Source organism: Cobetia sp. (genome assembly GCF_983723665.1).
The window spans coordinates 7,730-10,951 of record NZ_CFDJES010000102.1 but is presented as its reverse complement, the minus strand read 5'-3'; the positions used below and the strand labels follow the sequence as shown (position 1 = coordinate 10,951).

The 3,222-nt window shown below is 65.5% G+C and carries 2 protein-coding genes and 1 pseudogene; all 3 read right to left on the bottom strand.

All coding sequences use genetic code 11. The features are described 5' to 3' along the window. A pseudogene (locus AC4FAH_RS10660) lies at positions 1–366 on the bottom strand (UDP-glucose 6-dehydrogenase); the annotation flags it as partial. Position 367: 1 nt separating this feature from the next. After that, positions 368–2,218 (bottom strand): sulfatase-like hydrolase/transferase, encoded by a 1,851-nt coding sequence (locus AC4FAH_RS10655; RefSeq protein WP_490246009.1) that lies wholly within the window; start codon positions 2,216–2,218, stop codon positions 368–370. A gap of 79 nt (positions 2,219–2,297) precedes the next feature. Then, positions 2,298–3,125: a 3'(2'),5'-bisphosphate nucleotidase CysQ gene (gene cysQ / locus AC4FAH_RS10650; protein ID WP_287020594.1), complete on the bottom strand. Its 828-nt coding sequence runs from the start codon at positions 3,123–3,125 to the stop codon at positions 2,298–2,300. Positions 3,126–3,222 lie beyond the last annotated feature (97 nt).

The following is a 3,222-nucleotide window of genomic DNA, read 5'->3' as shown; positions in this document are numbered from 1 at the left end:
CACGGTGGACTTGTCGATGATGACCTTGTAGTCATTCATGTGCTCGCCGATGGTGCCGGCCACCGCAAGTACGTACTTGAGGTCGGCGCTGCCGTCTTCGTCCGGCGGTGTGCCCACGGCGATGAACTGCAGCACGCCATGCTCGACGGCCTGACGGGCGTCAGTGGTGAAGTTGAGACGGCCGGCCTCGACATTGCGCAGCACCATGCTCTCCAGCCCCGGCTCGAAGATGGGGATCTCGCCTTGCTTGAGGCCATCGATCTTGGCCGCATCAACGTCCATGCAGATCACGTCATGGCCGACATCGGCCAGACAGGTGCCAGTCACCAGGCCTACGTAGCCTGTTCCGAAGACAGTGATTTTCATGTCAGTCCTTGAGGGTTTCTGAAGGTAATGAAGCAGGTGACAAGGTGAACGCCGATGAATCCTCCGACGGCGTCACGCGGGAATCCGGCTGCGGGGCTTGCCCGTCGCGTTTCGCGCCCTGCCCGGACATGAACTCCGGGCGCTCCAGCAGCTCGGTGGTCGCCTCGACCGCTTCCTCGAGCTCTTCGGCTCCCGGCGCGAGAGGTCGGGAAAGAAAGTCCGACGGCAGGGCTTCATAGAAGTTCAATCGTCCCAGCTGGTCCAGCACCGGATGACGTTCACGTGGCTGATAGCAGACCGCCCAGGGCGACAGGCACGGCTTGTCACCGGAGAAACGGATGCCCAGCCAGTCGCTGGCCAGATAGGGCAGGTCAAAACTGGCGAAAGGCTCATCGGCGTGCGAGCGCAGGCGCGTCAGCTCACGCGCGGGATTGGGCGCCTGCCCCGTCTGCCACAGCCATAGCGGAATGCGGTACGGCGCCTGACTGGGGCGATCACCGCCATGCACATAGGCGTCACTGAGCGGGTCATGCTCGAGGCCGTGGTCCGACAGATAGAGCACGCCAGCGGGTCGCCCTTCCAGGCGCTGGAAGACGCCCTCGATCACCTGATCCGTGAAGCGGATGCTGTCATCGTAGGCATCGGTCAGCGGTGAGCGGCTGTCCGGGGTCAGGAAATAGCGCAGTGAATCCGGGTACTGCAGGCTGGCCGGCGGGTGACTGCCGTAGAGATGCAGCACGATCAGCCGCGGCCCCTCGACCTCGCGCGCCAGCGCCTCATCAAGCGCATCCAGCAAGCCATCGTCATAGTCGGTCATGATGGTGCGAGCGACATCGGCACGCTGGGCGATGGCGGTGATCCAGGTGCGCTCGGAAGTGATATCGAGCCCCTGGCGCGACAGCCACTCGGTATGATAGCCGGCCTGATTGGCCAGCGAGATCAGATTGGCGTCCAGGTAGCGCGGCGAGAAGGTCCGCGGGTCGGTCAGGCTGGCCAGCATCGGTACCGCCAGCACGGTCTGCGGCGCCGGCGCGATGGCCTGATCGAAGACCACCAGCTCGTCGCGACGCGCATCGAGATTCGGCGTCGTGGCGCGGGAATAGCCATACAGCGACAGCTGATCGCGGCGCTGGGATTCGCCGATGATCAGGACGAAGACGGCGTCATCCGACACCTCGGGGCTGCGCGAGACGCCACCGAAATCATAGTCATCCGCCATCAGCGCCTTGTAGCGCTCCTTCTCCCACCAGGCATGCGAGGTGGTGGCCAGGTTCCAGCCCGGCGAGACCGACAGCGTCGTGATGGCCAACGGCACACTGGCTCGCCCCCACTGCCAGCTACCGGCCAGCAGCATCAGCATCCAGAGCAGGAAGGCGATTCCGCTGCGTCCACCCAGCCGGGCGCGAGCCAGCCCCGCCCCGAAGCGATTGCCCAGTGACAGCGCCAGCAGGAAGAACCCCAGCGGCACGATCAGGGCCAGCGGGAACTTGAACAGCATCGCCATCGATTCGCTGCGGCTGGTATCCAGCGAGCTGAGCGCGAAGGCCAGCCCATAGCGGGAATCGTAATAGACGGCGCTGACCACACTTGCGGAGAGATTGACGCCCAGCGCCGCCATCAGCCCCAGCGCCGGCCAACGCCAGCGCGGACGATGCAGCGCCGCCAGCAGACACGGCCACAGCAACAGATTGCCGAACAGGATCAGGCCGCCCTCGAGCAGGCCGTGATAGATCAACGGCACCAGACTCGCCAGCAGGGCCAGCGTGATGGCGGAGATCACCCCGGCCCGCTTGCTCGCCTGATCGCTGCGCGCAAACAGGCGACGGACGAGGCACTGCAGCAGGCCCTTCATGAACGTCCCCGCAACGGCATGAACGCTTCAGCCCTTACGCGAGCCAGCAGATGCACGAGCCGTCGAGCCCCGGCCACCCTCAGACGTCCAGCGCCTGGCGCCAGCGACCATCCGCTTGGCCACAGGCGATGAAGAAGGGATTCACCAGCGTATCGCGGGCGTTGTAGTCCAGACGACGCGGTTGTACAGGCAATGACTCGGCATCGAAGACCTGGCCGCCGGCCGCTTCCAGTACGGCCTGAGCCGCCGCGGTGTCCCACTCGCTGGTCGGCGCGTAGCGCGGATAGAGATCCGCATTGCCTTCCGCGATGCGACAGAACTTGAGCGAGCTGCCACAGCTGACGTTCTCCACCGGTGCCAGTCGCTCGATCAGCGCCGCCGTACGCGCATCGAGATGCGACTTGCTGGCCACGACTCTCAATACCTCGGGCTCCGGGCTGACCGTGATCGCGACACGCCCGGTGGCGTCTTCCCGGAAGGCCCCCACGCCGGCGAGCCCGCTCCAGGTCGTCTCCAGTACCGGCGCATCCACCACGCCCAGCACGCTGCGCGAACCCTGGATCAGTGCCACGTTGACGGTGTATTCACCGCTGCCGGTGACGAATTCACGCGTGCCATCCAGCGGGTCGACCAGCCAGAAGGTCTGCCAGTCACGCCGCGCCGCGATATCGGCCTTGTCGCTCTCCTCCGAGAGCACCGGAATCTGCGGCGTCAGGCGGGCCAGCCCCTCGACCAGCACATGATGCGCCGCCATATCCGCCGCCGTGACGGGGCTGTCATCCGCCTTGGCGCGCGTGCCGAGCTCTCCCCCACGGGCAACGGCGAGTATCGCCTGCCCCGCTTCACGGCAAAGCTGTTCAATGGCCGTCAGCAGTTCAAGATCGAGGGTGACATCAGACTGGGTCATGGGGGTCTCGCAGAGAATTCGAAGGAGTCGACACGGGCCCTTCGGCCCGCCGTCATCATACGCAAAAGCGGCCGCGGATGCTGCCCGCGACCGCTTC

What these genes read in the sequence shown, in the direction of transcription:
- AC4FAH_RS10655 (WP_490246009.1), bottom strand. Translation starts at nt 2,218, where the DNA reads ATGAAGGGCCTGCTGCAGTGCCTCGTCCGTCGCCTGTTTGCGCGCAGC.
- cysQ (WP_287020594.1), bottom strand. Translation starts at nt 3,125, where the DNA reads ATGACCCAGTCTGATGTCACCCTCGATCTTGAACTGCTGACGGCCATT.